Source organism: Polaromonas sp. CG_9.7, assembly GCF_015752205.1.
In the GTDB taxonomy this organism is placed as follows: Bacteria; Pseudomonadota; Gammaproteobacteria; order Burkholderiales; family Burkholderiaceae_C; genus Polaromonas.
Window position 1 is genome coordinate 1 of sequence record NZ_JADOVG010000044.1, and the last position, 1,882, is coordinate 1,882.

Here is a 1,882-nt window from a genome sequence, read left to right on the forward strand (position 1 = left end):
CTGGTTGGGCATGCAGCGCATTTTGGACTTTGCCGCCGGCATCAGGTTCTCACGCGAGCTTCAGGCTCAGGGGACTTGTGTATAACGAAATGGGCTATGCCTTCACGCGCTCGTTGAAAAACGCAAATCTGCTGGCGCGTCGAAGTCGGCATGCTGTGGATCAACATGCCCGCTATGCCTTTGGCCGAGATGCCGTTCGGCGGCATCAAGGACTCGGGCTACGGCTCCGAAGGCGGATCCGAAGCGCTGGAGGCCTATCTCAATGTGCGTTCAGTGGCGGTGATGAACGTCTGAGTATGTCCATGTCGAAACCGTTCATGCTGACGAGAGGGTTTTTGGGGGGCGCAGCAAGCGATGCTTGAGAATGACCGCATGGACGCAGTTCGAAAAGTAATATGTTTGAAGAACACCAACCCTGTGAATTTTGGGCAGCTTTCGTGAGACTCGACCATTGGCCAACCGAAGCTGGCCAGACTCCACCCCAGCAGGCAAGCCACCAGGATGGGCTTGACGATGGTGGTCCACTTGATTTTTGAAATCGCACCGCTGCGGCGCTCTGTTCCATCGCATGCTACGCATGGGCCTTTTTTTGCACGCCTGTAAAAAGGACGTTGTCCGTGGTACGTCTCAGGCAAGGCGTGAAGTCGCCATGAATCGGCATTCGTTTTATGACCTACAAGGCCGCGTGTCCGGACGCGCAGGGCGGTGGGCCATGCCGAGCTTGGTCTACAAACCCTTGTCGAAATCAGCCCCTCACGCTCTCATCGCCCGCCACGTTGAGGCGACGGCAGCCATAGGCTGTTCACTGACAAGACTCACTGTTCAGGCGCAGTACGATATGAACTGGTACAACTTTAGAAAAAATCCAGCATGAACGAACTCGTCAAGCTCCTCCAGCAAATTGCCGCCATGGAAAAACAAGCGGTCCAGCTGCAAAAACAAAACCGGCCCGCCGTGCTAGCCCAGTTGCGCGAACAGATGGCTGCCTACGGCATCACGGCCGAAGAGCTGAGCCGTCCGGCTCCCAAAGCCAGGGCCAAGGCGCCCCCGGCCAAACCGGTTAATCCGGTGAAGGGCAAAAAGCCCGTCGTGTCCTCGCCAGCCAAGTACCGCGGACCCCAAGGCCAGTCGTGGACCGGCCGGGGAACCGCGCCCAGGTGGCTCAACGACCTGGTGGCAGATGGCAAAACCCGAGAAGATTTTTTGATCCGCAATGATGACGCGGCAGCTTCTAGCAGCGCAACCCCAGAGTAAAAGAGCAGGCGGCTTGGATGGGGGTGCCTTTCATGCATCGCGCCAAACTTGCTTGCCATGGGAAAACTGTGCAGGTATGCGACGGTGGGCAAAACAGTTGGATTTGCGTTGCAGTTCCAGCCATGGCAACATGGCTCAATCCGGCCGAGATCGCGGTGTTTGAATAAAAAACTGATACTTTAAAATGAGCTCGGGGATAGTGGTGCATTAAACATAATTCTTGGAACCGCCCAGGCTTACAGAGTTCATCTTCCACGAAATAGGTTATGTTAAATAACTACTTCTGATACGGTGTACTTAAGCTCGCGAGATGAGCTATGCTGTAACCATTTGAAACTCTGAGTTTCAGGAAGCCTGCTGAGCTCCTAAAGGCTAGTCATTGGTACCTCTTCGAGGCGTGGTGTAGGCTTTCACTAGAAAAATGGTTCAATTCTTTAACGTTCACTGCCATCAACTGACATTGCAGCCCCGGCTGCACGGCGTCTGTGCGGGGTATGAGTCTGGAAAGTGGCGCTCCGACCAGCTTTCTCGCTACCTATTGATCCGGCCCGATGAAGTATCAAGCGGCATAGCGAACACGCCGATCCTGGAAATAGGCGATAACTCGCTCAGGCGTGCGTTCGAGCAA

General features: G+C 54.9%; 1 protein-coding gene and 2 pseudogenes. All 3 read left to right on the forward strand.

Annotated elements, in window-relative coordinates; translation table 11 throughout:
• Window positions 1-74 precede the first annotated feature (74 nt).
• Window positions 75-294 (forward strand): annotated as a pseudogene (locus tag IWX87_RS19400) (aldehyde dehydrogenase family protein); the annotation flags it as partial.
• A gap of 576 nt (window positions 295-870) precedes the next feature.
• The gene (locus tag IWX87_RS19405; protein WP_196865137.1) at window positions 871-1,254 is read left to right on the forward strand and encodes an H-NS family nucleoid-associated regulatory protein; all 384 of its coding nucleotides are present in this window, start codon (window positions 871-873) and stop codon (window positions 1,252-1,254) included.
• A 421-nt stretch (window positions 1,255-1,675) separates the two neighbouring features.
• Window positions 1,676-1,882, forward strand: a pseudogene (locus IWX87_RS19840) (hypothetical protein); the annotation flags it as partial.